Source organism: Hymenobacter segetis, from assembly GCF_054776495.1.
The window spans coordinates 1512118-1539062 of record NZ_BAAHBV010000002.1 but is presented as its reverse complement, the minus strand read 5'-3'; the positions used below and the strand labels follow the sequence as shown (position 1 = coordinate 1539062).

Here is a 26945-nt window from a genome sequence, read left to right as displayed (position 1 = left end):
GGCCCAATATTAATTTCTGCTTTTCTGTGCCTTGCCTGGGTTGCCACACCAAATTGGTCGATTAAGCTAAACAATTGGCGGCCTTGCTGCTTACCTTCGCGCGCTTTTACTGTTGAGCTTTATTGCGGAATTTATTTATTCATTTTCAATGAGATTCTTCTTCTTATTGTCGGGCCTATTGATGGGCCTGGCCGGGCCACTTATTGCCCAACCCCTGGCTCCGGCTACTGACCCCATTACTGCGTCCTCAACGCCCACGGCCGCGCCCATTCCGCCCGAACTCAAGCCTCATGGCAGCGTGTATTTCAGCTGGGGATACAACCGCGACTGGTACACGCGCAGCGATATCCGCTTCAAAAACACCAAAACGGACAACTACGATTTCACGTTTTTGAACGCGCACGCCAGCGACAAGCCCGATTTCAAGGACTTCTGGCGGTTCAATTCCTGGACCATCCCGCAGTATGACATGACGCTGGGCTACCTGTTTCACGACAAGCACGACCTGGGCATCGAAGTAAGCTGGAACCATCTCAAATACGTGGTCGACGACAACCAGGTAATTCACGTGCGCGGCAACATCCGGGGCCACTACATCGACAAGGACACGCTGGTAACGCCCGATTTTGTGCACCTCCAGCACACCAATGGCAACAACTACCTCATGGTGAACCTGGTGAAACACAAGACGCTCTGGGACCGCCGCCACTTCAAGGTGAGCGCCGTGGGCAAGGTGGGGGCCGGCCCCATGATTTCCTACACCATCTCCACCGTGCTGGGCAACCATCAGGAGGGGCCGTTCCACTACCACGGGCTGGTGGTGGGCAGCAGCCTGGGCCTGAAAGCGGATATTTTCCGCTATTTCTTCCTGCAAACCGATATTCAGGGTGCCTTCGCCGACTATACCAATACCTACCTCGGCGATGACCGGCAGGGCCGTGCCACCCACGTTTTCGGGTCGTTGCAAGCTATTTGGGCGTTTGGGTTCAACGTGCCGCTCTAATCGTTTGTCATTGCGAGTGGAGCGGAGCGCAACGCGGCAATCCGTACTCTCGGTGCGACTAGCTTTGAGATGTGATGAAGCCTTTTTCAACAATAGAAAGCCCCGATACTGTGCAGTATCGGGGCTTTCTGGTAAAAGAGAGCGTCTGGGTTTGACAGGACGGATTGCTTCGTCGTGCCTCCTCGCAATGACAGGCGATTACACCAGGCCGCTCATCCGTTCAAAGCCCGTTCCCAGAATGGCGGTGTCATTGGCTCCGAGCCAGTCTTTGAGGATGTTGGCGTAGATGCTGCGGAAATCGACCTGGTGGCGCAGGTCGCCCTGGTCGAGGTTCACGAGGTCGGGGGCGTCGTTGATTACACCTTTCTTCTGAAGCGCGCCGCCGGCCAGAAACACGTTGTTGGCCGTGCCGTGGTCGGTGCCGTTGCTGGCGTTCTGGCCCACGCGCCGGCCAAACTCGCTGAATACCAGCACCAGCGTGTTGTTCCACTGGTCGTGCTGGCGCAGGTCGTCGGCCAGGGCGGCCAGGCCGTCGCCCAGGTCGGTGAAGAGGCGCTGCTGCTGCTCGTGCTGGCGTACGTGGGTGTCGAAACCGCTCAGGGCCAGGTAGTACACGCGGGATTCCACGCCGGAATTAATCAGTTCGGCGGTGGTTTTCAGGTTTTTGCCGAAATCGGAGTTCGGATACGTCACGGCCGACTTGTAGATTTTCGATTTGTCGTACAGGTAATCGGCCGAAGACGCGGTTTCAGCCAGTGTCTTGTAGAGGTAATCGACCTGTTCCTGATGGGCGGGCGCGGTTTCCTTGCTCACCTTGGCCAGCAAACGGTTCTGGTTGATTTGGTGGAATTTATCCGGGTTTTTTAGGGCCAGGCCTTTGCGCTGGCGGCCTTTCAGGGCCAGGCTCAGCGTGTCGTCGATTTCGAGGGCATTGTAGGGCCGCTGACAGTCGGCGCAACTCGAATCGAGGTAGCGGCCCAGCCAGCCGGTGCTCACCACCTGGTCGGAGCCCGAGCCGGACTGCCAGATGTCCATCGAGCGGAAGTGCGAGCGGTCGGGGTTGGGGTAGCCCACCGAGTTCAGCACGGCCAGCTGGCCCTGGTCGTACAACCCTTTTAGGCCTTTTAAAGCCGGATGCAGGCCCAAATCCTTATCCAGCGCCAGAATTCCCTCGCTTTCCTTGATGCCGAGCGTGGGCCGGGCCTTGTAATACAAGTCGTTGCGGTAGGGGATGACTGTGTTCAGGCCATCATTTCCCCCGCCCAGCTGCACCACAATGAGGCGGCGTGCCCCGGTGGCATCGCGCAGGCCGGCGAGGCCCGGTCCCCGGTCCAGGGCGTGCAGAAACTTGGGCACCAGCAGCAAAGTGCTGGCCAAAGCGGAGGTGCGAAGGAATTCGCGGCGGGTGGAAGCCATAGCTCTATTGGGAAGGGTTGAGAGAACATCAAACTCCCCTCCTTACCAAGGAGGGGACGCTGACGCGAAGCGTCAGCTGGGGTGGTTGTGGCGTTGAAAGCTGCTTGAGCAATTATCAATGAGTTGTTCAGCCATTCTTCAATGCCACAACCACCCCCGTCAGAGCCTTTGGCTCGAACATCCCCTCCTTGGTAAGGAGGGGAGTTGGTGTTACGCCAGTTGGTATTCCGGCAAACTCAACAGGCTTACTAACGTGGCCCGCAGTGCCTCCGCCGGCTCTTTTTGCTGGGCGGCCTGTTGCACCAGCTGCAGGTTTTCGGGCCGAATGTTGGCCTGAAGCAGGAAGCCGCTGAGCTTCTCAGGCTGCTGGGCGGCGGGTGTGGCCCCAAGCAGCTGTTGGAGCGGGGCCAGCGGCAGGTGGGCGCCCGCGCCGGGCCGCACGGTGCGCTCGGCCTTGGTCTGGTTGGGAGCAATGTCGTTTTCGTCCTGCTTCAGGGCCACGGCAAATTCGGCGTTTTTGAACAGGATGGCAGGGAGCTGCAAGCGCAGTAGCAGCGACGACGAATCAATCCAGTTGCGGCCACCGGGCCAGCCGGCCACGTTGGGCGGCTGGAACAGGTTCTGACCCAAGGCGCGCTGGTAGCCCAGCAGCGGCTGCGCGTTGTCGACCTTCACATTGAGCGTGCGTCGGATGCCGGCCAGCAGCTCCACGGGGCTCTTGATGTGGGTGCCCATGTTAGCGGGCTCGTAGAACCAATCGGCCGAAAAGAGGCGCTCCATCAGGTCGGCAATGTCGTAGCCGCTTTTGCGGAAGGCCACCGCCAGCGGCTCGATGTGTACCGGGTTGGGCACATCGTTCACGAAGAAGCGGTAGATTTTGGTGGTCAGGAACGTGGCGGCGGCGGGCTGGGCCAGAATGTGCATCAGCACGTCCTCGCCGGTCAGGTTGCCGGTTTTGCCCAGGAAGGTTTTAGTGCCCGCGTCGTGCTCGCGCTCCCGGAACTTGAAGTTGCTCTGGTAGTCGTAGCCCCAGCCGGTGAAGGCGCGGGCGGCTTCTTTTACGTCGGTTTCGGTGTAGTTGCCCCGGCCCAGCGTGAACAGCTCCATCACCTCGCGGGCGAAGTTTTCGTTGGGGTGCTCCTTGCGGTTCTGCTGGTTGTTGAGGAACTGGAGCATGGCTGGCTCCTTGCTTACGGCCAGGAGCAAGTCCGGGAATTTGCCCAGGGCGTACTGCCGGGTGGTGTTGTGCAGGCTAAGGGCGGCATCGGGCTGGCGCACGCGGCAGGCAAAGTGCCCGTGCCAGAACAGCGTCATCTTCTCGCGCAGCTGCGCCGGCGAGGTAGCCATGCGCTCCATCCAGGCCGTGCTCATGTTGTTGAAGGCATCGCGGATGCCCTCGTTCTGCATCTTGCGCTGGGCGGGCGTGAGGTCGGCGCGGCGCAGGCGGGGCACGCCGGCCGCAATGGTGCCGCCTTTGAACGCGGCGCGCGGCCGCATCGCGGCCACGGGCGCTACTGGTGTGCCGGGCGGCGCAGGCTGGTCGGGCGTAGTCACCATGCCGTTGGGCACGGGGTTGTTTTTGGTCGAGGCCGGGTCGGTCATCACCATGCCCTGCGGGTCGGCGTAGTTGAGGCTGGAGCCGGCCAGGGGCACGTATTGCGCCGAATCGTGTAGCAGCTGGCGCAGGGCTTTGCGGGGGCTGAGGCCGGCGGCCACGTCCTGCGGGCGTGGCCCAAAGCCGGCACGCCAGTAGAGATGCTGCAGTTGCTGGGTGCTGTTCATGCCTTTAAGACGTGGTTAAGGGGAAGGGGTTTAATCTGTCATTGCGAGCGCAGCGTGGCAACCGAAGGTCTGCGTAGCTAATCCATCCTTTCCTTTCCAGAAACCCTGAGATGTGAAAAGCCCCGACTCTGTGCAGAATCGGGGCTTCCCATTGGTAGCAAGGGCATTTATCACATCTCAAGGTTGGTCGCGTTGGGAGGAAGGATTAGCTACGCTGACCTTCGGTTGCCGCGCTGCGCTCGCAATGACAGATGGCTTCGGTCAGTTAAAACCGCGCCCCCAGCACCACTGTCTTCTTGAATTCGCGCTTCTCACCGCTGCTGGGGCGGAATAACTCAACTAGCAAAATGTAGTAGCCCACGGCCGCCTTGTGGCCTTTATCATCGATGCCGTCCCACTGGATGAAGCCGTTGGTGGGCAGGGTTTCGTTGCGGGTGAGGCGGCGGGTAAGGCGGCCCAGGGCGTCGTACACCGTCACGCTGGCGGCGTAGCCGGGCGCGTCGAGGTGGTAGTTGAGGGTGGCGAAATCCTGCTGGCCGTCGTCGTCGGGGGTGAAGACTTCGGGCGTCACGGTCAACTCCTGGTCGCCGCCGGCTTCGTCCTGGGCCTGCGAGTTGGGCCGGCCGGGGGTGGCGTAGCCCACGGCGCTGGCCGCCGAGTGGAAGTTGCTGCCCAGCGTAGGTCCGTTGGTCCGAATGCGCTCCAGTGACACGCCTTCCTGGGTGGCTAGTAGGCTCAAGTGCAGGGCTTTGGAGTACGCCAGCCGGTCCAGCGTCACATTGCCGGCATTGAGCAGCACCACCGTATCCACGTCGGTAAACGAAGGCAGGCTGGCTACCTGAATCAGGTTGGCGGGGTCGCTGCTGGTGGGGTATTGGGTCTGAATGTTGGCCACATCCGTGGTGAAAGCCAACAGCTGCCCCGGCGCAATTACCAACGGCGAAGATGTTATCTGGGTAGGCGTGGCGCGGCCATTTATGCGGCCGCGCGAAAATTGCCAGCCCTGCAAATCGATGAATTTGTTGCTGCGGTTGATGATTTCCACGAACCGCACGGCGCTCACGCGGGGATTAAACAGCAACTCGTTTATCACCACGTCGCCGCTCGCGGCCGTTTCGGGCAGGGCGAAGGTGGCTGGCTGCAGCACGCCGCTGGCGTTGCCGGCGCAATCGGTGGCCGTTTGCACGGTGAGGGTGGTGGGGCGGCTGGGGCTCAAGGCGGCGGCCAATGTGAGGTCGACCTGCCGGAAATCGGGCCCCACGGGCGCGGCCCGCGTGATGGCCGGGCCAGGCGCGGCCAGCGCGTAGCGGCCCACGGTGGCGGCCGTGGTGCTGTCCAGCTTTTCGGAGAAATAGGCGCGGACGGTGGTGGCGTTCAGGGCTATGGCGCGGAGCAGGGCGGGGGCCAAGGCATCGGCATTATTGGCGCGCACCGAGTTGGCGCGGCCGGGCGTGCCGCCGCTGGGGTTGGTGCTGGCGGTCCAGTTTCCGGCCCCGCCGCAGTAGTTATTCGCGTCAATCATTTCCAGGCTCCAGCCGCCGTCCTTCTTCGTGGCATCGCGGTACCAGGCATCGGAATACGTCACTTCAAACAGCGTGCGGCCGTCCGCGCCGCGCAAAATGAGCTGGTCGCCGCCGTTGCTGAGAGAGGGGAAATTGGTGGGGCCGTACACCTTGCCGTAGGTTGCAAAATCGGTGGTGTGGGTGCTGCCGCACACAATGGCGTACTGGCCGGGGGCCAGGCGGGCAGTATCAGCAAAAACGGCTACCGTGGCAGTACCGCCCTTGCCCAAACGCACGCCGCGCAAACTGATGGTTTTGGTAGCGTTGCGATTGTAAATCTCCAGATACTCAAACATTGGCAGGCCCACCTGCGGGGTTTCATCGGCAAATATTTCGCTGATAATCAAGTCGCCTACCACGGGCGTGGAGGGAGGAGCCACGGTGGCCGTTTGCAGGCTGCCGCTCACGTTGCCCACGCAGTCGGAAGCCGTTTGCACGGTGACATTAATGATGGCCGAGGTCGAAACCGCCGTGCCCAGTGTGAGGTCGACCTGTCGGAAATCGGGCCCGATGGGCGTGACGCGGGTGATGGTATTGGCCGGGGCGAGGGTGTAGCGGGCCACGTTGCTCACCGAGGCGCTGTCCAGCTTTTCGGAGAAGGTGAGGCGCAGCGTGGTGGTCGCGGGCAGCTCGGCGCGGAGCAGGGCGGGGGCCAGGGCGTCGGCATTGGTGGCGCGTACCGAGTTGGTGCGGCCGGGCGTGCCGCCAATGGGGTCGGTGCTGGCAATCCAGTTGCCGGCCCCGGCGCAAAAGTTGTTGGTATCAATCATTTCCAGGCTCCAGCCGCCGTCCTTTTTTAGCGGGTCGCGGTACCAGGTGTCGGAGTAGCTCACCTCAAACAGCGTGCGGCCGTCGCGCCCGCGCAGAATGAGTTGGTCGCCGGCATTGGTGAGCGAGGGGAAGTTGGTTGGGCCGTACACCTTCACGCCGGGCGTGGCAAACTGGCTGATGCGCGTGCTGCCGCAGACGATGGCATACTGGCCGGGCAGCAGCTTGGCTGTATCGGCAAAGGCGGCGAAGGTGGTGCTGCCGGTTTTGCCCAGGCGCACGCCGCGGAGGCTCAGGGTTTTGGTGAGGCTGCGGTTGTAAATCTCCACGTATTCGGAGAGCGGCAGGCCCACTTGTGGGGTTTCATCGGCAAAAATCTCGCTGATAATAAGCTCGCCAAAAGCCGGTGTAGCGGGCAGGGCCGTGAAGGTGGCCGTGAGCGGTCCGGCGGCCACGTTGCCGTAAATGTCGGCCACGTTGCGAACTTCCAGCACGCTCTGGGCCGGAAAATCGGCGGCAAAAGTCAGGCGCACCAGGGCCGGGTTGGTGGCCGAGGGCTGTGCCGAAACCGGCCCCGCGCCGCTTTGCAGGCGGTAGTTGGCGGGCAGGCCGGCGCTGGCGGCGGCCACGGCTTCGTTGAAAACCACGTCGACCTGCCGGGCATCGGCGGGCACGGCGCGGGTCAGGAGCGGGGCCGTGGCATCGGTCACCACAAAGTCGTCGAAGTAGAAATTGCGGTTGTTGGTGGACGAATAATTCAGGAACACGCCCATGGCCACGCTGCGCTGGTAGGTGGCATCGAAGGGCTGGGCGGCCTCAGGCACGAAGGTGCGCCCGCCGGTAAGGTCGCGCTCTAGGGTCCATTGGTTGGCCGTAGTGCGGGTCACGCGCACGCGCACCAGATTGTTGGTGGTAGACAGGCTACCAGTCGCGCCGTCGATGAGCGGGACGGCGGTGCGGGTGGAGTCTTTGCGAAAAAGGCTGACTTTGCCGCCGGTGCCGCCTAGGCGCACAAAGTAGCCGGAGTTGCTGGTGAGCTTCAGGTCGGTCTGCGAGGCGATGAGCCACACGTCGGCGTAGTTGCCCGAAGTGGTAACCACCTTCAGGTTGGCCCAGAATTCCCAGACCGTGCCGATGTTAGCCTGGCAGGGCGTGCTGAGGGCAATCTGGGTGGTGGTGACGGCCGGGCCGTTACTTTGCAGCACCTGGGTATTCACCTGGAAGCTGGCCGCGTCGCCGGTCCAGGCGGGGTTGGCGGTGAAGTTGCCGTCGGTGAAATTATCGGCCAGCTGGGCGTGCGCGAAGCCAGGCAGGAACAGAAGCAGGAAGTAAAGGTGTTTCAGCAAGGGACGCAGAAGAAGGTGAAGCCGGCAAAATGCGGACGCGGCGTCTAAAGTAATCCATTTCTGGCGACATTTGCGGGCGCGTGCCCGTTAGTGCGCCTGTTTATTTTTCTGCTTTTTCCATGAAAATTGCTGTTGTGGGTGCCACCGGCCTGGTGGGCACCGAGCTATTGAAAGTATTGGCCGAGCGTCAGTTTCCCCTCACCGAGCTGCTGCCCGTGGCTTCGGCCAAATCGGTGGGCCAGTTTATCGAGTTCCAAGGCAAAAAGTACCCCGTGGTGAGCATGGACGATGCCATCGCGGCCCGGCCCGACATTGCCATTTTCTCGGCTGGCGGCTCCGTGAGCAAGGAGCACGCGCCGCGCTTCGCCGCCGTGGGCACCACCGTTATCGACAACTCCTCGGCCTGGCGCATGGACCCCACCAAGAAGCTGGTGGTGCCCGAGCTGAACGCCGACACCCTCACGCCGGAAGATAAAATCATTGCCAATCCCAACTGCTCGACCATTCAGATGGTGGTGGCATTGAATGATTTGCACAAGAAATACCGCGTGCGCCGCATCGTGGTGAGCACCTACCAGAGCGTGACCGGCACCGGCAAAAAAGCCGTGGACCAGCTCCTCGAAGAGCGTGCCGGCCAAACGGCCAGCAACCCCGCCTACCCGCACCCCATCGACCTGAACGTGCTGCCCCACATCGACGTGTTCGAGCCCAACGGCTACACCAAGGAGGAGCTGAAAATGGTGAACGAAACGAAGAAAATCATGGGCGACGACAGCATCCGCGTGACGGCCACCTGCGTGCGGATTCCGGTGATGGGCGGGCATTCGGAGTCCATCAACGTGGAGTTTGCCGAGGAATTTGACCTGGCCGAAGTGCGCGAAATCCTCGCCCACACGCCCGGCGTGGAGCTGGTAGATGACCCCTCAACCAACACCTACCCCATGCCCAAAGACAGCCACGGCAAAGATGCCGTGCTGGTAGGCCGCCTGCGTCGCGACGAAACCCAACCCAAAACCCTGAATATGTGGGTGGTGGCCGACAACCTGCGCAAAGGTGCCGCCACCAACGCCGTGCAGATTGCCGAGTACCTGCTGAGCCAGCAGGTGCCAGCGAAATAGCTGAAAAAATGCTGTGGAGGCGCATATTTGCGTCTCGTCATTGAACGGCCAACGCTAAAGGCGCGGGCGGAATCGTTCAACGCCGAGACGCAACTATGCGCCTCTATAGCTTTCAGCCTATGCCAGCTCTGAAGGGCCGTTTTTTATTGCTGTGGCTGGTGCTGCTGGCCGGCCCGGCCCGGGCGCAATTGGTGCTACGAGGCCGGGTGCTGGATGCCGAAACCCACCAGCCCATCCCCAACGCCCAGGTGGGCGTGGCCGATAACCGCATTGGCACCAGTACGAATGACGACGGCCGCTTTGCTTTGAGCATCCCGCCGGCCTATGCCCGGGAACGGCTGACGGTGGCCCTGCTGGGTTACCGCAGCTACAGCCGGCCGCTGCCGCCGCTGCCGGGGCCGGAGCTGCTTATCGAACTAAAAATCAGCCCGGCGGCGCTGGGCGAGGTGCAGGTAACAGGCTCGGTGCTGGGCATTGTGCGCGAGGCGGTGGCGCGCATTCCGCGCAACTACCCCACGCGGCCCACCCAGCTCACGGGCTTCTATCGGGAGTCGGACAACGACCTGGCCGGGCAGCCGCGCTATTTGGCCGAGGGGCTGCTGCTGGCGTTTAAGGAGCCGTATCAGCGGCGCACGGCGGAGGGGGAGGTGCAGATAAAGCAGTCGCGCAAGGTTGATTTGCGGCCGGACCGGCAGCCCATTCGCATCGACTGGGCGGGCGGGCCGTTCATCGTGCACATGGGCGATTTTGTGCACCGGCGCTCGCAGTTCATCGACCCCGCTCATTTCAAGGACTACGACTACCGCCTCGCGCCGGGCACTACCTTCCAGGACCGCCCGGTGTACGTCATCACCTTCGCGCCGAAGGCCGGCAACCGCCGCGCCGACTTCGAAGGCCGCATGTACATCGACCAAGACAGCTACGCCTTCCTCGGGGCCGAGTGGCACTACACGCCCGCCGGCCTCAACAACTCGCCGCATGCCGCCGACTCGCGCAGCCTGCGCGTGGCTTATCAATTCTACGCCGGCCGCTGGCATCTGAAAACCGTGTGGTGGCAAACCAAGCTGAAGCTGCCCATCGGCCCGCCACTCAACTATTTTGGCGAATTCCTGACCACGGCCATCGACACCGCTCAAACGCCCCGGCCCGGTTACATAGAGCGGGCCCAGTACAATGATGTGTTCCTGCGCAACGCCGTGGCCTACGACTCGGCGTTCTGGCAGGGCCATACCACGCTGCTGCCGCCCACGGCCCTGCAAAAAAGCCTGTTCGACCAGCAGCGCCAGCAGCAGACGGATTCCTTGTTCAAGCCCGCCGAGGCCGGGACGGCCCCGCAGCAGAAGCAGTTGAGTGGCTTCGACCGCTTTCTGAAACGCTTTAGCTACGGCTCGCACGCCGGGGCCTGGCCGCTGGCCGTGCCCGCAGCCGGCCTGATGGTGGCGTATGCGCCGGCCGGCTACGGCCTGCAGATGCAGCGCACGGCGCAGGTGAGTGCGCAGGATTTGACCATCATCACGCAGTTTGAGTACCAGTATGCCCTGACGCCGGCGTTGGCATTAAGCCTGGGCACGCAGCGCCTGTATCGGCAGTTCAAGGGCGACGGCTGGGAAGCGGGCCTGAGTTACGAGCACAACTTCAACCCGCGCCACCGGCCGCTCTACGGCCGCGCCGGCCTGGGCTATATCCGCCAAACTGTGGGCCTCCCTCTGGGCTCTTTCGATAATCCCGACGCTGGTTTGCGCGTGAATGGTACCCACCTGGGGGCCGATGAGCTAAGCGCCCGCGTGCAAACCGTGAGCGACGCTCTGCGCCCTTCCCTGGGCCTGGGGCTGGAACTGAGCCATAAGTTCGAGCTGGTGGCCGATGCCAGCTATCTGGTGCCATTGCGCAGCAAAACGCAGCTGCAGCTGGATGAGGAGAGCGGCTTCTTCCTTTTCCGCAGCTCCGCCACCGTCGATTTGCCGGCCGCCGACGTAGACCTGCGCGTGAACGACCAGCCCACCACGCGCCTGCCGTGGCAGCAGCAGTACTGGTTGCTGAGCATCGGGCTGCGCTACCGCGTCCGCTGAGACTTATGCCGCAACCCAAACTCCCCGCCGCTTTCTTCCAGCGCCCCAATGTGCTGGCCATTGCCTGCGACCTGCTGGGCAAGCACCTCTACACCCACATCGATGGCGTGATAACTGCCGGCCGTATCGTCGAAACCGAGGCCTACCGACATGAGGGCGACAACTCGCTCACGATGCACCTGCAGCGCAAGCGGCACCAGGCCCAGGGCCTGCACGTGCCCGGCGGCCACGCCTACATCTATACCGTGTACAACCGCCACGCTCTATTCAACATTGCCACGCACGATGCGCAGCACCCCGATGCAGTGCTCATTCGGGCCATCGAACCAACCATTGGCGTGGAAGAGATGCTGCGCCGGCGCGGGCTGGCCCGGCCCGTGCGCGCCCTCACCGCCGGCCCGGGCGTGCTGAGTCAGGCGCTGGGCATCACGCCCGCCCTCACCGGCCAGCCGGTTACCGGTGACATCATCTGGATTGAAGACCACGGCGAAAGGGTGGCCGATGCCGACGTAATGGCCAGTGCGCGGGTGGGTTTGGCGTACGCCGGCGAAGAGGCCTCCGGGTTGCCGTGGCGGTTTCGGCTGAAAGACAGCAAGTGGACCAGTCCGGCGAAGTAACGGGCTACGGTGCCGGGTACGGATTAGCCTTTTTGATTTCGAGCCAGCGCTCGGGTCGGTCCAGCGGCTCGTAGCCGAAGCGCTGGTAGAGGGTATGGGCATCGAAGGTGGCGAGCAGGTGGCGGCGCAGGTTTTGCAGGTCGGGGTGGGCCAGCATCTGCTTCACCAGCCACTTGGAGAGGCCGTGGCCCCGGAATTCGGGCAGCACAAACACGTCGCAGAGCCAAGCAAACGTGGCCCGGTCCGTCACCACGCGGGCGAAGCCGGCCTGGCGGCCATCGGGCGCATAGAGGCCGAAATTGAGGGAGTTGGCCACGGCGCGCTCCACGGTGGCGCGCGGAATGTGCTTCGCCCAGTACGATTCTTCGCTCAGCCAGCGGTGAATGGCGGTGAGGTCGAGCCGGGCCGGGTCGGTGCTGAGGGTGTAGCCAGCGGGGTGGGCGGCGGTGAAAAAGTCAGCCATGTCGGAAATAGCGTAAGGTTGCTGCAAGCTACAAAAATGGCTTTTGAGAGCGCAAGCCTCATCCGGCAGCGGCAGAGTTTCGTTATCTTTTGATAAACAGCGGTTTTTCATTCCATCACCTACTGCCTATTGCCATGAAATCTCTACGTAATGCGTTGCTGGCCGTGTGCGCCACGGGGCTGCCGCTCGTCGCCTGTGCCCAGGCACCGGCCCTCACCACGTTTTCGGTGGGCACCACCACAGTCACGGTCTCGGCCCTGGCCTCCAACCTGAACACCATCTGGGAGCTGGTGTGGGGCCCCGATAATTTTATCTGGATGACCGAGCGCGGCGGCCGCATCAGCCGTGTGAACCCGTCCACCGGGCAGGTGCTGCCGCTGCTCACCATCGCCGACGTGACCGAAACCGGCGAGAGCGGCCTGCTGGGCATGGTGCTGCATCCGCAATTTGCCACCTCGCCCTATGTATTCGTGGTGTATAACTACACCGACGCGGGCGGGCTCAAAGAAAAGCTGGTGCGCTACACGTATTCGGCTACGGCGGGCACGCTCACGGCCCCGCTGGTGCTGCTGGGCAGCATCGACGCCGCCACCACGCACAGCGGCTCCCGCCTGCTTATCCTCGCCGACGGCACGCTCCTGATGAGCACCGGCGATGCTCAGCAACAGTCGCAGGCCCAAAGCACGGCTTCGCTTAATGGTAAAATCCTGCGCCTGAACTTGGACGGTACTACGCCGGCCAATAATCCCATTGCCGGCAGCCGCCTCTACACCTTCGGCCACCGCAACCCGCAGGGCTTGGTGCAGCTGCCCAATGGCCGCATCTACAGTTCGGAGCATGGCCCGAATAACGACGACGAAATAAACAAGATAGAAGCGGGCCGTAACTACGGCTGGCCCAACGTGGAGGGCCTCTGCGACCAGCTCGGCGAAGCCAACTTCTGCACCGCCAACAACGTTCGCGAGCCCCTCACCGTCTGGACGCCCACCATTGCCCCGGCCGGCCTCACGTACTACGACCACCCGGCCATTCCCGGCTGGCGGGGCAGCCTGCTGCTGGCCGTGCTCAAAGACCACAAGCTCACCCAGCTCACCCTGGATGCCGCCGGCCTCACCATCCCTACCCGCACCGATTTCTTCACTGGCTTTGGTCGGCTGCGGGCCATCTGCGTGTCGCCGGCTGGCAAGGTGTACATCGGCACCAGCAACCGCGACGGCCGGGGCAACCCTGCCGCCACCGACGACCGGATTCTGACCCTCGAAAACCGGGCCTACGTGCCCACGGCCACGCGCCCGGCCACTGGCTTATCCTTTGATATCTTTCCCAACCCCGCCCATCGGCAGGCTACTGTGCAGTTGCCCACGCCAGGCGGCCGGCTCACGGTGAGCGACTTGTTGGGCCGCCCCGTGTATTCGGTGCAGCCCACGGGCACCACGGCCATGCTGGACCTTGCTGCTCTGCGCCCCGGCACCTACTTGGTGCAGGCCGATGGCGCGGCCGGCCGCAGCACCCGCAAGCTGGTGGTGGAATAAGTAACCCATCAGCTATTCAACAGGTTTGGCCTGCAGTCAACCACAATAAAAAAGGGTGCCGCGATTATCGCGGCACCCTTTTTCGATGCATCTGGTGAGAAGTGAATGCCTAGCGCACTACTTCAACCCAGCCTTTGGTCTGCACCCCGTTGCGGTCGGTGAGCAGGTAGTAGTACACACCAGCGGGCTGGTTGTCGCCGCCCCAGTTGTTCTGGTAGTTGGCCTGCTCATACACCTTGCGGCCCCAGCGGTTGTAAATCTCCATTTTGCTGGCCGTACCAGCCGTCGATACCTTGAACACGTCGTTCTGGTTGTCACCATTTGGCGTAATCACGTTGGGTATCTGGTAGTCGGGCACTACCACGGTTTGCAGTTTAGTCGAAGTCGTACAGTTGGTGTTGCCGGAAGAAACGGTAACCGCCAGTTTGATGGTGTAGGTACCCGCGATTTCGAGTTTCAAAGGGCCCGGAGCAGCGGTGTTGGCGAACGTAACCGGAGCATCGTTGATAGCGAGGCCGGTGGGGTCGCTCGTGCGCTGGTAGGTCCAAACGTAGGCGATGGCAGCGCCCGTGGTGTTACCCGTGGTCACCGTCTGGTTGGTCAGCTTGAAGTATACGGGCGGGCGGCTGACGGAATTACCAGCTTGGTCTTGCGGTGCCGAAGCCGTGAAGTTGGCAACAACACTCGGCAGCACGCGCACCAGCACCGAAGTGGTATCGGAGCAGCCGCTGCGGGGGTCGCCCGTAATCGTTACCCGGTACCGGGTGGTTACGGTGGGGTTCACGGTGGGGTTGGCTTTGGTTTCGTCGGCAGTGGCCAAGCCGTTGGCCGGAGCGAAGCGGTAGGTAAAAGTGCTGGTACCACCGTTGTTGACAGCCGAAGCCAGCAAGCTGGCCGTGCTGCCGGGGCATATCAGCGCGGGCGTAGCCACCAAGCGGGCCGTTGGCAAGGGCACTACTTCAATTCGAACGGTCTGCGTTCCATCGCAGCCAAAAGCAGTAGCTCCCGTGGCAACCACCGTGTACGTATTAAATCCCAGAGTCGTGGGCTGTACCGTGAGCGTAGCCCCGGTAGTGTTGGCCGCAACGCCCGGACCCGACCAGCGGTAGGTATAGGTATCGGGCAAGGTGCTACCCACGCCCGAGGGGCGGGTGGCCAAAGCCTGCAAGGTCACAACCGTGTTGGAATTGGCGCATATCTGCGTGGCCGATGCGGTGATGGCGACCGTAGGCTCGGGCACAACGCGCACGAGTACCGACATGGTATCGCCGCAAACGCTCTGGCCGTTGTTGTCAATGGGGAAGGTGTTGGGGAAGGCCGAGCTGCCCAGCGGGTTGGCTTGCAGGGTGTAGCGCGTAGTCACCGTGGGGTTAACCGTGATGTTGAACGGACCCGTCAGGCGGGTGCTGTTCACGGCGGGCAGGCCGTTGTTGTTGGGGGCCGTCCAGCGCAGCTCGTAGCTCTGAGCTACCGTTCTTACCACGCCGCTCACCAGCTGGCGCACCGAGTCAACGCGCGTAACCAGGCCGCTCAGGTTCACCGAACCACCGGGGCAGATGGAAACCGGCGTCACGTTGCCCAGGCCCTGGCTTGTAATCTGCGACTGCACCCGCACGCGGCGGCCGTCGGTTACTGTGATTTCAACGATGCGCTCCTGCACGCCTTTGATGGGGCAGGCATCATCTTCTACCCGGAAGGGCAAGCGCAGCGTCGTGCCAATAAAGGCGGGGTTCGGCTGGAAGTTGAACACGATAACCGGGCTGAAGCTGCCGTTCTGCGTGAGGGTAGCAGTGCCAATCTCGCCGTTTTGCAGCAGGTTGTTGAGGGCCGTGATGCCGCCCGCGCCGGTATAGCTCACGGTGAGGAACTGGCCGGCACCGTTGGGCGAACCGGGGGTAGCCGCGTTGTCGGGGTCGGTAAATACTACCCGGGCAGTAGAGTAGTTGCACGAAGCCACCGAAATCCGGGTCACCTGCGGCGTGTTTACTACGGCACCACCGATTTGGGTGGGGTCGAGCGAAGCCGTAGGCGTAGCGGGCGACGAGTTGCCCAGGCCATCTACTACCGTTACCAGGAAGTCGCGGCGAACCGAGCCCACCAGCACCCGCTGGCGCGTGCCCGGTATCAGGCGGTATTCCGAAATCTTACATACCACCACGTACTTGTTGTCGCCCTGAACAGGAGCCGTGCTATACAAGATGCGGGGCGTGAACTGCATCAGGCCGGTTTGCGCATTGAATGTGAGGCGTGGTGTGAGGGTACGGGCACCGGGGCAAGGGCCGGTTACGTCATAAACCACATCAATCGGAACCTGAGGCGTGTATATCTGGCCAGGGCCGTTGCTGGTGGGGCAGGTGAACGTACAGCCGGGCACCGGCGTGGGCGGTACGCAAGTTCCGGGGCGGGTTTTGTAAGCGTTGGGCGTGCCGCAGCTTGCCAGCGGCGAATCGAGGGTATAAACAACGGAGTCACCGTCGGGCTCGGAACCGGCAAACAGTATCGAGGCGGGCTGGTTCACGGATACGTACGGTACCGGCTTGTCCTGGTCAGAGAACTGGGCCGACGTGTTGTGCAGGAACATTGGCGTGGTGCTGCCAGCAGGCGTCACCAGCGAGTTCAGGCGGGCCTCGAAGCGGAACGAGCCCTGGCCGGTGAGGTTGGCGGTATTGGGGCGGGCCGAGTCATCGTAGCTCAGCACCCACTCAGCTGCGGGCAGCAGGTCAATGGTCCCCACGTAGTTGCGAAACTCGTAGAGGGGGCGAGTAGAGGTCGACGAGCACGTCACCCCAGCCTGTACGCGGGGGCAGTAGGGCTGGCCCACCTGCGCAACCCCTACCGGAGCCAGGGAGGCCGTTTGAGCAACCGTGTTGCAACCACCCCGACGGGCTTCGAGGGTAATGGCAGTCGTCGGCAGGTCGATGCCGGTACAGTCCCGGTAAAAGCTAACGGTTACTTCGTAGCGGTCGGTATTTCCGCCAGCACCCGGCCCGAGGTACCGGTAGCTTATCTGGCCCCCCTGAATGTGGGAGGCAAAGGCTGGCACGAAGCCGCCCAGCAGGAGCAAAACAATCGCTAACCACCGGATTGGCAGTGAATGTAGTGTTTGTTTCATATTTAAATGAATGAACTAAGGTGAAAAAATTAAGAGGGGGGTGAGGGAAAATGAAATGCTAAGAAACGCAATAAGCGCTACAATGCCTATTGCCAACTGTTTTTTTGGTAGAAGCCCGGGTTAGTTAGCGAAGGCCATATATAGAAGCAGGTGCGTTAGCTACTGCCTTTATCCACAAGCCCAAGTGTAATAATGCACAGCAAAAAAGATGCCAAGCCAATGTTTTTCAGAGCAAAACAGGAACTTTTTTGACTCTTCTTGCATCAAAATTTCACCCCTCTCCCTGATATTGCAATCCGGAGGAAGAGCAGGACTTTGCAGGCTGGCAACAGCCCAAACCCGGGCGGCAACTGCCCGACCCCGACGGGAACACGGCCTCTTGCGGGCTTTTTAGCGCCTTAGTGCTAATACCTATACTGCCGTAAAACCACTGATAAACAGGCTTTCAAAAGAAAGATGCAATATAATTCATCTCTGCGTTGTAGATTTAGAGCCTCTTCTATGCTGCTTAGTCACCCACTTTTTCAATACCCCCTCTTTTTCTTTCACTTTTTTAACCACCCCCTATGAAGTTACCAATACGTAACAGTTGGTTCCGTCTAGCGAGCCTGCTGCTCCTTTTCCACCTGCCAGCCTGGGCCCAAGTAGACACCTACACCATGGTGCCCTCCTCCGGCACTTTCACGCCACTGGCCTCCACTTCCACCAACGTGGCGGCAGTGCAGGCAGATGTGGCTGTATCGGGCAGCATTGCCCTGCCTTTTACGTTTGTTTTTGATGGCACATCCTACCAAAGTGTAGTCGCCTCTTCAAACGGCTTTTTGTCGTTCAACACGGGCGCTACGGGTTCAGATTCTAATGACCTGGCCCACACGTCAACTGCCAACGCCACCAACCACCCGGTAATTGGGGTGTATTGGGATGACCTGGACGGGCGCGAGACTACCGCGCGCGCAAGCTATCTGGTTACGGGCACGGCTCCGAACCGGGTGTTTACGTTTGAGTGGCTGAACTGGAAGCGCTACAACGGCACCGGTGCCAGCCTGTCGATGCAAGTGAAGCTGTATGAAACCACCAACGTGGTGCAGCTCGTTTACCGGCCGGAAGCGGCGGCTCTGGGCGCGGTCACGGCATCCATCGGCCTGGGTGGTGCTCTTTCGACGGGCACTGGCCCAGCTTCTTCGTTCCTGTCGCTGCAGGATGCATCGGCTACTCCCGCTACCAGCACTACTACGGAGAACAAGAACATCGCCACTTTCCCGGCCAGCGGCCAAGTATACACTTTCACGCCGCCCGTAGTAACCGCCTGCCCCACCCCGCGCAACCTGGCGGTACTGGCACAGTCGTCCACTAGCGCCACAGTTACGTGGAGTGTGCCCAGCGGCACGGGTCCGTACACCATCATCTATGGCCCCACGGGCTTCAACCCGGCTACCGGCGGCCAGCGCATCACTGCCACCACTGCCCTGACTAACATCACCGGCCTGACCCCCAGCACTGCTTACCAGTTTTACGTGGTGCAAAACTGCGGCGGCACGCTCGGCAACAGCGGAAACTCGGCCCCCGGCTCTTTCACCACGAACTGCAGCGCCCCGCTCTACGCGTCCCTCCCCGTTACGGAAAACTTTGAGAATACTTGGATTAACCGTTGCGACACCCGCGATGTGCCCAGCAATAACTGGAGCAATGACCCACTTACGGGCAATAACTCCTGGCGCCGCGACGACGACGGTGCTGCCGCCGCCTGGACCAGCATCACCTCGGGCGCTTACACCCCGACCGGCAGCCTGGGCACGCACTCTGCCCGTTTCCATAGCTATTCTGCTACCAGCGGCTCGACTGGTGCTTTCGACCTGTATGTTAACCTAAGCCAGACCGGAGCCAAGCGTCTGAGCTTTGATTTTATTAATACCAGCGGTGCCGACTCGCTGGTGGTGCAGCTTTCCACCAATGGCGGCACCTCTTTCACCCGTGTAGGGGGATTCAAGCTCAGCAGTGCAACCGGTTTCTCCGGTCAGGCGCTGAATATTAACAGCACTTCGGCTACGTCGGTAATCCGTTTCTTGGGCAAGAGCGACTACGGCACCACGGACATTGGCCTCGACAACATCGTGCTGGAATCGGCTACCGGTTGCCTCCGGCCTGCTAGCCTCGCCGCTACCGCCGTTACCGCTACCGCCGCCACTATTACGTGGCTGACCAGCGGCACGAGCCCCTACACCATCATCTACGGCCCCACGGGCTTCAACCCGGCTACCGGAGGCCAGAGCGTCACTGCTACCACCTCACCGGCTACCATCACCGGCCTGACTCCCAGCACTGCTTACGATTTCTACGTGGTGCAAAACTGCGGCGGCACGCTGGGCAACAGCCCAATCTCGGCCCCCGGCTCTTTCACCACAAGCTGCAGCGCCCCGCTCTACGCGGCCCTGCCCATTGTGGAAAGCTTTGAGAACACCTGGATTAGCCGTTGCGATACCCGCGACGTGCCCAACAACAACTGGAGCAATACTCCGCTCACGGGCAACGGCTCCTGGCGCCGCGAAGACGACGGGGCCATCGCTGCCTGGACCAGCCCCACTTACGGAGCCTACACGCCGGCCGGCAGCCTGGGGGCGCATTCAGCCCGCTTCCACAGCTCTTATGCTACTAGCGGAACGCTTGGCTCTTTAGACCTGTATGCGAACCTAAGCCAGGCCGGAGCCAAACGCCTGACCTTTGATTTCATCAATACCAGCGGTTCCGACTCGCTGGTGGTGCAGCTTTCCACCAATGGCGGCCTCTCTTTCAGCCGCGTAGGCGGGGTCAAGCTCAGCAGCACGACTGCTTTTACCAATCAGGTGTTCACCATCAACAGCACGTCTGCTACGTCGGTCGTCCGTTTCCTGGGCAAGAGTGACTACGGTAGCACGGACATTGGCCTAGACAACATCGTCCTGGAATCGGCTACCGGCTGTATCCGGCCGACCGGCCTCGCCGCCACTGCCAGCACGACCACCACTGCCACCCTCACGTGGCTGACCGGCGGCACGGGCACCTACACGTTGGAGTACGGCCCCGCCGGCTTCGTGCGTGGCACGGGCACCGTTGTTCCGAACCTGACGGCTCCGCCGTACACGGCTACAGGCCTGAACTCGGGCACGTCCTACGATTTTTATGTGACGCTGAACTGCGGCGGTGGTACCAATTCCACCCCAGGTGGTCCGGGCACTTTCGCAACGGCCATCACCAACGACAACCCTTGCGGCGCCACGGTGCTGCCGGTGACGTCTTCCTGCTCCCCGCTCTCGACTACCACTGTTGGCGCTACTGCCACCACGGGTACCGGTATCACCACCAGCGCTTGCGCCGGCTCCAACACCGCTCCGCGCGATGTGTGGTACTCGTTCACCACTGCCGCCGTCGGCCCGACCAGCACGGCAGTACGCCTCTCGGTAACGGGCGTGGCCGCCAGCCAGGTACAGGTGTTTTCGGCTACAAGCTGCACGGGTACGTTTGCATCCCTGGGCTGCTCGGGCACGTCGGCAACGGCATCGGCTCCTGACCTTGATTTGGCGGGCCTGACCCCCAGCACTACTTACTACGCACGGGTATTCGGCTACAGCTCAACCGTTGCGCTGGGCAGCTTTACCATTTGCGCGTCGGCAGTGCCCAACTGCAACGAGCCCGTGGCGCTGGGTGCAGACAGCATCGCCAGCACGACGGCCCGCCTCACGTGGGCTGGTGGCAACACGCCCGGCAACACTTACACGGTGCGCTTCGGCCTCGGTCCCAACTTGTCGCCCACCGGCGGCACGGTGGTTGCCAACCTGACTACGCAGAGCTACAAGCCCACGGGCCTGGCACCGAACACGAACTACTGCTTCTATGTGACGCGGGTCTGCAACAGCTTCAACGGCACCAGCATCCAGTCCGGCCCCTTCTGCTTCACCACGGCTCTGACTCCGCCGGCCAACGACAACCCCTGCGGTAGCGTAACGCTGACGGCCGGTACGCCTTCGGTGACGGGTACTACGGTGGGTGCCACCACCAGCACCCAGACTGGCCTGAACAGTGTGCCCTCGTGCGCACCTACCCAGCAGCCCAACGATGTATGGTACAAATTCACCCCGGCCGCAGGTAGCACCTCGGTTTCGGTTACCCTGCAAGGTGCAGCCGCTGGCGCGGTACGCGTGTTTACGTCGCCAAACTGTGCAACCGGCCCCTTCACGCAGGTGTTCTGCCGGAGCGCGGGTGGTTCTACCGGCTTTTCGGGACCTGTCTCGGTAACGGGCCTCACCGCTGGTACCACGTACTACATGGCCGTTTCCAACTATGCTACCGGCAACGCCACGGGTTCGTTCACGATGTCGGTGAGCACGCTGGGTACCGTTACTGCCACCAGCGCTCAGTCCAACACCGACGCGCTGCAGGTGTACCCCAACCCGAGCAACACCGGCCAGCTCACGCTGCGCCTGAGTGGCCTGAGCGCAGCCGGCCAGGCTACGCTGCTGAACGCCCTGGGCCAGGTAGTGGCTACCAAAGCCCTGAGCGGCACCGCCGAGCAAACCATGAGCACCCGCGGTCTGGCCACGGGCCTCTACACGCTCCGCGTGATGGTAGGCGGCCAGGTACTGACCCGCAAAGTGGTGCTGGAATAACCCTCCGCACTAACCGCAACGAAAAGGGCCGGCAATTTGCCGGCCCTTTTTTTGTGCCCGAACCCCAGGGATAGGCCGAAGTGTGAAGGTGTTATTAAGGTGCCGTGTTCAGGAAGTATTCAGTTCTTTCTTTGGCCCTTTCTATCACCGCTAGGCGGCTTTATCGTTCAGGGTGGCTCAGTGCTACAAGCCTTTCACCGCTGTGCGGCTGCTCCGCAACTTGGGTTAATTAAGCGGGCTGCCCGAGGTGGTGCCGCTCGTTCTTCACGGCGTTCTGCACGGTCCAGGTTACCTCGTGGCGCAGGGCAAACTGGCGCACCGGGCACTCCGGCATCAGGCACAGCGAGCAGGCGGCAAAGGTGCAGGGGTCGGCGTGTACGAACATTTCGACTTCCACGGCAAAGCGCGCCCGGATGAGCTCCTCAATATCGTGCAGCTCGGTGTGTACCTGGTCGAGGGTGAAGTAGTAGGGCATCTGCATGTGGCAGTCGATGTGGAGGTTGGACCCGTAGCGCTGTACGCGCAGGTTGTGCACGTCAATCCAGGGCGCGCGGCGCTGGGCCTGAAGCTCGGCAATGACCTCGGCCACCACGGCGGTATCGGTTTCGTCCATCAGGCCCGATACGGCCCGGCGCAGCATCCGCCCGCCATTCACCAGTATGAAGCCGCCTAGCAGCAGTGCCGCGCCCGAGTCGAACCGCACGATGCCGGTGGCCGCCACCAGCACCAGCGCCCCCGACGACACGATGGACGTGAGTGCATCAATGTAAAGGTGTTGCCCGTCGCCCACCAGCGCCACCGATTTCAGGCGCTTGCCGTTGCGCACCAGCAGCAGGCCCACACCTAGGTTCACCACGGCAGTGCTGGCCAGAAGCAGCACGCCCCAGTCGGGCCGGGCCACGGGGTGGGGGTGCCAGAAGTGCCCGCTGGCGCTGTAGAGAATGAATGCGCCGGCCATGAAAATCAGCCCCCCTTCAAACCCGAGCGACAGGTTCTCGATTTTGCCGTGGCCGTAGGGGTGGTTTTCGTCCTTGGGCAGGCTGGACAGGTAGAGGCTGTAGAGCGCAAAGCCGCTGGTAGCCACGTTGATGATGCTTTCCAGGGCATCGGTGAGCACTGCCTGGGAGCGGGTGAGGTGGTAGGCGTAGAACTTGATGGCCACGAGCCCGATGCTGACCACGAGGGACAGCAGGCCGAGGCGGTACTTGGTTTGGGAGGGCGTCATGCGGCGGGATTTTTCGGTGCAAAGGTCGGGCACCGGCCGCAAGCAGGGCGGCGTATTACGAGCGGGGCTTTGCCGGCTGGCATCGCTGCTAATGCCTGATTATACCTAAATGGTTCGGCCGCCGATACCTGCGCCAGTGCCGGGCTTTTCTGGCGCGGCGAATAATTGCCTGGCGGACACAACTTTTTTCGCGCAATCATGTATTTAAGTCGGTCGAAAATAATTTTTAGGTTAACCTAAAAATGTGTAAATTTGAAGTGAATCAGTCCTCCAACGTGCCTCCATCCATTATTACTGAACCCAAGCAACCGGCCGTCGAAACCGGCTGGCGCCACGCCCGGCGGGGCAACTCGCTGAGCGAGGTTTTCGCCACCATCAAGGTGCCACCGGCTGATGCCCCATTCTGGCGCAAGCTGATGGCCTTCTGGGGGCCGGGCCTGCTGGTGGCCGTGGGATACATGGACCCCGGCAACTGGGCCACCGACCTGGCTGGCGGGGCCCGCTACGGCTATACGCTGCTGTCGGTGGTGCTGATTTCCAACCTGTTCGCCATGCTGCTCCAGCACCTGGCGGCTAAGCTGGGCATCGTGACCGGGCGCGACCTGGCCCAGGCCTGCCGCGACCACTACTCGCGCCCCATCAGCCTGATGCTGTGGGTGCTGTGCGAAATTGCCATCGCGGCCTGCGACTTGGCCGAAGTCATCGGCTCGGCCATTGCGCTCAAGCTGCTGTTTGGCCTGCCGCTGGCCTGGGGCGTGGTCTTCACCACGCTGGATGTGCTGGTGGTGCTATACTTTCAGAACAAGGGCTTTCGCATCATCGAAAACATCGTGGCCGGCCTTATCGTGCTGATTTTCGGCTGTTTTCTCTATGAAATCATCGCCTCGCACCCCGACTGGCTGGCGCTGAGCAAGGGGTTGGTCCCACGCCTCGAAGTGGTGACTAACCCGCAAATGCTGTACGTGGCCATCGGCATTCTGGGGGCTACGGTGATGCCGCACAACCTCTACCTGCACTCCAGCATCGTGCAAACGCGGGCCTTTCCGCAGGACGAGCCGGGCAAACGCTCGGCCATCAAGTTCGCCACCATCGACTCGACGCTGGCGCTGTTTCTGGCGTTTTTTGTGAATGCGGCCATTCTGGTGACGGCGGCGGCGGCCTTCCACGGCAAGGGTCATGAGGACGTGGCCGATATTGCCGATGCCCACAAATTGCTCACGCCGGTGCTGGGTGCGGGTGCGGCCAGTGCGCTGTTTGCAATTGCCCTGCTCGCCTCGGGCCAGAATTCGACGCTGACCGGCACGCTGGCCGGCCAGATTGTGATGGAAGGCTTCCTCGATTTGAAGCTGAAGCCCTGGGTGCGCCGACTCATTACGCGCCTCATTGCCGTGATACCGGCCTTGATAGTGGCCATCCTCTACGGCGAGAAGGGGACAGGGCAGCTGCTGGTGCTCAGCCAGGTAATTCTCTCATTGCAGCTCAGTTTCGCGGTGGTGCCGCTGGTGCTTTTCACTAGCAGCAAGGCCAAAATGGGCGTGTTTGTGAATCGGCCGTGGGTAAAAATCGTGGCTTGGGTAGTGTCGGGTATCATCATCAGCCTCAACGTGTTTTTGCTCTGGCAAACCTTCTTCGGCTAATAATTTCTTCTGGTCCCGCTGGCCGCAGTTTGCGCGTGAAGGCGTGAGCTGCGAGCCAACGGGTGAGGCGAGATTGTAACTCGCCGCTCTGGACTTTTTTCCATTTCCCAATCAACTCTGGGTTTCAAGGTTAGCACCCGCACATTTTGCGGCGCAGAATCCCCATGTCCTTTTATATCCAATAAAATAGCTGTGAAAATACTGTTGATACTATTTATTTTGGTGCCGCAACTGGCTTTCGCTCAGTTGCCTACTATTGGCGGGGTAGTGCGCGGTGCCGCCCGCCAGCCGGTGCCGTTTGCCAGCGTGGCGGTGTTGGGCACCACGCTGGGGGCCGTGGCCGACGCGGCGGGCCACTACGAGCTAGCCGGCGTGCCGGCCGGGGCAGTGCGCCTGCGGGCCAGCGCCGTGGGCTTCGCGCCCATAGAGCAGCGCGCCGAGGTAACCGCCGGCCAATCCCAAACGGTTGATTTCCTGCTGCAAGCCACCGCCGCTGACCTAGGCGAAGTGGTGGTGACGGGCGTGAGCCGGGCCACCGAAATCCGGCGCAGCCCCGTACCCATTGCCACCCTCAGCCGCCGCGAAATCAACCTCAATGCCAACACCAACGTCATCGACGCGGCCGTGCGGGGCATTCCGGGCCTGAGCGCCGTTACCACCGGCCCCAACGTGTCGAAACCCTTCATTCGGGGGCTGGGCTACAACCGCGTGCTGACCCTCTACAACGGCCTGCGGCAGGAAGGCCAGCAGTGGGGCGATGAGCACGGCGTGGAGGTGGATGGCTACGACATCGAGCGCGTGGAAGTGGTGAAAGGCCCCGCCAGCCTGCTCTATGGCTCCGATGCCGTGGCCGGCGTGGTGAATCTACTGCCCGCCTTGCCCAGCGGCCCCGAAGGCCGGCTGCGTGGCGAAGTCCTCAATGAGTACCAGTCGGCCAACGGCTTAGTGGGAAATTCGCTGGGGCTGAATTACCAGAAAAATGGGTTCCAGACCAGCTTCCGGGCCAGCCACCGCTTGGCGCGCGACTACCGGAACAGTGTGGATGGTCGCGTGTACAACACCGGTTTTCGAGAGCTGACCCTGACGGGGATGGCCGGCGTGAGCAAGCACTGGGGCAGCTCGCACTGGTACCTCACGCTGTACGACAATCAACAGGAAATCCCGGATGGCAGCCGCGACTCGCTAAGCCGCCGTTTCACCCGTCAGGTGGCCGAGAGCGGGCTGGATGACATCAAAAAACGGCCGCTGGTGAGTGATGATGAGCTGAGCTCCTATGCCATCAGCCCGCTGCATCAGCGCATTCAGCACTACCGGGTATTCACCAAAACGCAGCTGCACCTGGGGGGCGGCGAGCTGCACCTGCTGCTGGGCGCGCAGCAGAACACGCGGGAGGAATTCAACCACCCCACCGCGCCCGGCCAGCCCGGCCTGGCCCTGCGCCTCACCACCTACACCTACGATGTGCGCTACCACCTGCCCGACTGGCAGGGCCTGCAAATCAGCCTCGGCAGCAACGGCATGGGCCAGCTCAACCGCCACCAGAACGCCACCGATTTCCCCATTCCCGACTACAACCTGCTGGACGCGGGCGGCTTTCTGCTTCTAAAAAAGCCCCTGGGCAAGCTGGAGCTGAGCGGCGGCCTGCGCTACGATACCCGCCTCGTGACTTGGAATGATTTCTACCTGGCCCCCAACCCGGCCACTGGGTTTGCGGGCGCGGCCGGCCCCGGCGCGGTGGGAGCGGAACTGCCGTTTCCGGCGTTTCGGCAGCGCTATCAGGGCGTGTCGGCCAGTGCGGGGGCGAGCTGTGTGGCCACGGAGCAGCTCACGCTACGCGCCAACCTGGCCCGCGGCTACCGCGCCCCCAACATCCCCGAAATTGGCTCCAACGGCCTCGACCCCGGCGCGCACATCGTGTATCTTGGCAACCGCAGCTTCCGGCCCGAGTTCAGCTGGCAGCAGGACGTGGGCGTGCTCTGGCACCAAGCCACGCTCGATGCCTCAGTGGAGGTGTTCCACAACTACGTGCAGAACTTCATTTACCAGGGCCGCTTGCTGAACGAGGCCGGGCAGCCGGTCGTCATCGTGCCCGGCAACACCACCTACCAGTTCCAGCAATCCGCCGCCCGTCTCTACGGCCTGGAAGCCAGCCTGAACTGGCGGCCCGCCGCCCTGCCGTGGCTGGCGCTCAACAACAGCGTAGCCTTCGTGAACGGCCAGAACGCCGACGCCAACCTGCTCGAACGCCAAGGCGAAGCCGCCCGCTACCTGCCGCTCATCCCGCCACTGCGGGCCCGCTCCGAGGTGCGCGCCACGCTGCCCACTGGCAAAGGCCGCCTCACGGGCACCTATTTCCGGGCCACGGTGGAGGGCAGCGCCAGCCAAAATCACTTCTACGCCCTCGACAACACCGAAACCGCCACCGCCGGCTATGCCCTGCTGGGCCTGGGGGCGGGCACTACTTTGGCGAGCCCGGGCGGCCGGCCGGTGGTGCAGCTCATCGTGCAGGTTGATAACGTGTTCGACACCGCTTACCAAGCCCACCTCAACCGTTTGAAATACTTCGAATACTACGCCGCCGCGCCCAATGGCCGCTTGGGTATCTACAACCCCGGCCGGAATGTGGCGGTGAAAGTGGTGGTGCCGTTCTAAACT

The 26945-nt window shown here is 62.1% G+C and carries 14 protein-coding genes; 8 read left to right on the top strand and 6 right to left on the bottom strand.

What is annotated here, in order from left to right:
• Positions 1–148: 148 nt before the first annotated feature.
• The gene (locus ACYU70_RS16820) at positions 149–1003 is read left to right on the top strand and encodes a hypothetical protein (RefSeq protein ID WP_342301297.1); all 855 of its coding nucleotides are present in this window, start codon (positions 149–151) and stop codon (positions 1001–1003) included.
• A gap of 198 nt (positions 1004–1201) precedes the next feature.
• Here ACYU70_RS16820 and ACYU70_RS16815 read toward each other — a convergent pair whose 3' ends face one another.
• The 3 genes from ACYU70_RS16815 to ACYU70_RS16805 all read right to left on the bottom strand — a co-directional run bounded on the left by ACYU70_RS16815 (position 1202) and on the right by ACYU70_RS16805 (position 7877).
• Positions 1202–2419, bottom strand: coding sequence for a DUF1501 domain-containing protein (locus ACYU70_RS16815; RefSeq protein WP_342301298.1), 1218 nt, complete (start codon positions 2417–2419; stop codon positions 1202–1204).
• Positions 2420–2629: 210 nt separating this feature from the next.
• On the bottom strand, positions 2630–4201 hold the full coding sequence (locus ACYU70_RS16810; RefSeq protein WP_342301300.1) for a DUF1800 domain-containing protein: 1572 nt from the start codon (positions 4199–4201) through the stop codon (positions 2630–2632).
• A gap of 265 nt (positions 4202–4466) precedes the next feature.
• Entirely contained in the window at positions 4467–7877 is a 3411-nt protein-coding gene (locus ACYU70_RS16805) for a lamin tail domain-containing protein (protein WP_460616050.1), read from the bottom strand.
• Between the two features lie 119 nt (positions 7878–7996).
• Here ACYU70_RS16805 and ACYU70_RS16800 point away from each other — a divergent pair, with 119 nt between their 5' ends.
• From ACYU70_RS16800 to ACYU70_RS16790, 3 genes are all read left to right on the top strand, one after another.
• Positions 7997–8995 carry an aspartate-semialdehyde dehydrogenase gene (locus ACYU70_RS16800; protein WP_342298455.1) on the top strand — a complete coding sequence of 333 codons (999 nt, stop codon included), beginning with the start codon at positions 7997–7999 and terminating at the stop codon, positions 8993–8995.
• 119 nt (positions 8996–9114) lie between these two features.
• Positions 9115–11064, top strand: a complete 1950-nt coding sequence (locus ACYU70_RS16795; protein WP_342298458.1) for a carboxypeptidase-like regulatory domain-containing protein — start codon at positions 9115–9117, stop codon at positions 11062–11064.
• Between the two features lie 5 nt (positions 11065–11069).
• Positions 11070–11681, top strand: a complete 612-nt coding sequence (locus ACYU70_RS16790) for a DNA-3-methyladenine glycosylase (protein WP_342298459.1) — start codon at positions 11070–11072, stop codon at positions 11679–11681.
• Positions 11682–11685: 4 nt separating this feature from the next.
• Here the strand turns inward: ACYU70_RS16790 and ACYU70_RS16785 are convergent, their stop codons facing one another.
• Positions 11686–12144 (bottom strand): GNAT family N-acetyltransferase, encoded by a 459-nt coding sequence (locus tag ACYU70_RS16785; RefSeq protein ID WP_342298461.1) that lies wholly within the window; start codon positions 12142–12144, stop codon positions 11686–11688.
• 134 nt (positions 12145–12278) lie between these two features.
• On the opposite strand from ACYU70_RS16785, the gene ACYU70_RS16780 reads away from it, so the two are divergent.
• Entirely contained in the window at positions 12279–13676 is a 1398-nt protein-coding gene (locus ACYU70_RS16780) for a PQQ-dependent sugar dehydrogenase (protein WP_342298462.1), read from the top strand.
• A 109-nt stretch (positions 13677–13785) separates the two neighbouring features.
• Here the strand turns inward: ACYU70_RS16780 and ACYU70_RS16775 are convergent, their stop codons facing one another.
• Entirely contained in the window at positions 13786–16788 is a 3003-nt protein-coding gene (locus ACYU70_RS16775; protein WP_342298463.1) for a gliding motility-associated C-terminal domain-containing protein, read from the bottom strand.
• 566 nt (positions 16789–17354) lie between these two features.
• On the opposite strand from ACYU70_RS16775, the gene ACYU70_RS16770 reads away from it, so the two are divergent.
• A complete protein-coding gene (locus ACYU70_RS16770; RefSeq protein ID WP_342298464.1) occupies positions 17355–21428 on the top strand; it encodes a fibronectin type III domain-containing protein in 4074 nt (1357 codons plus the stop codon).
• A gap of 229 nt (positions 21429–21657) precedes the next feature.
• Here ACYU70_RS16770 and ACYU70_RS16765 read toward each other — a convergent pair whose 3' ends face one another.
• Positions 21658–22653 carry a cation diffusion facilitator family transporter gene (locus ACYU70_RS16765; RefSeq protein WP_342298465.1) on the bottom strand — a complete coding sequence of 332 codons (996 nt, stop codon included), beginning with the start codon at positions 22651–22653 and terminating at the stop codon, positions 21658–21660.
• 242 nt (positions 22654–22895) lie between these two features.
• On the opposite strand from ACYU70_RS16765, the gene ACYU70_RS16760 reads away from it, so the two are divergent.
• Together ACYU70_RS16760 and ACYU70_RS16755 are read left to right on the top strand one after the other, a co-directional pair.
• Entirely contained in the window at positions 22896–24290 is a 1395-nt protein-coding gene (locus ACYU70_RS16760; RefSeq protein WP_460616049.1) for a divalent metal cation transporter, read from the top strand.
• Positions 24291–24494: 204 nt separating this feature from the next.
• Positions 24495–26942 (top strand): TonB-dependent receptor, encoded by a 2448-nt coding sequence (locus ACYU70_RS16755; protein WP_460616048.1) that lies wholly within the window; start codon positions 24495–24497, stop codon positions 26940–26942.
• Positions 26943–26945 lie beyond the last annotated feature (3 nt).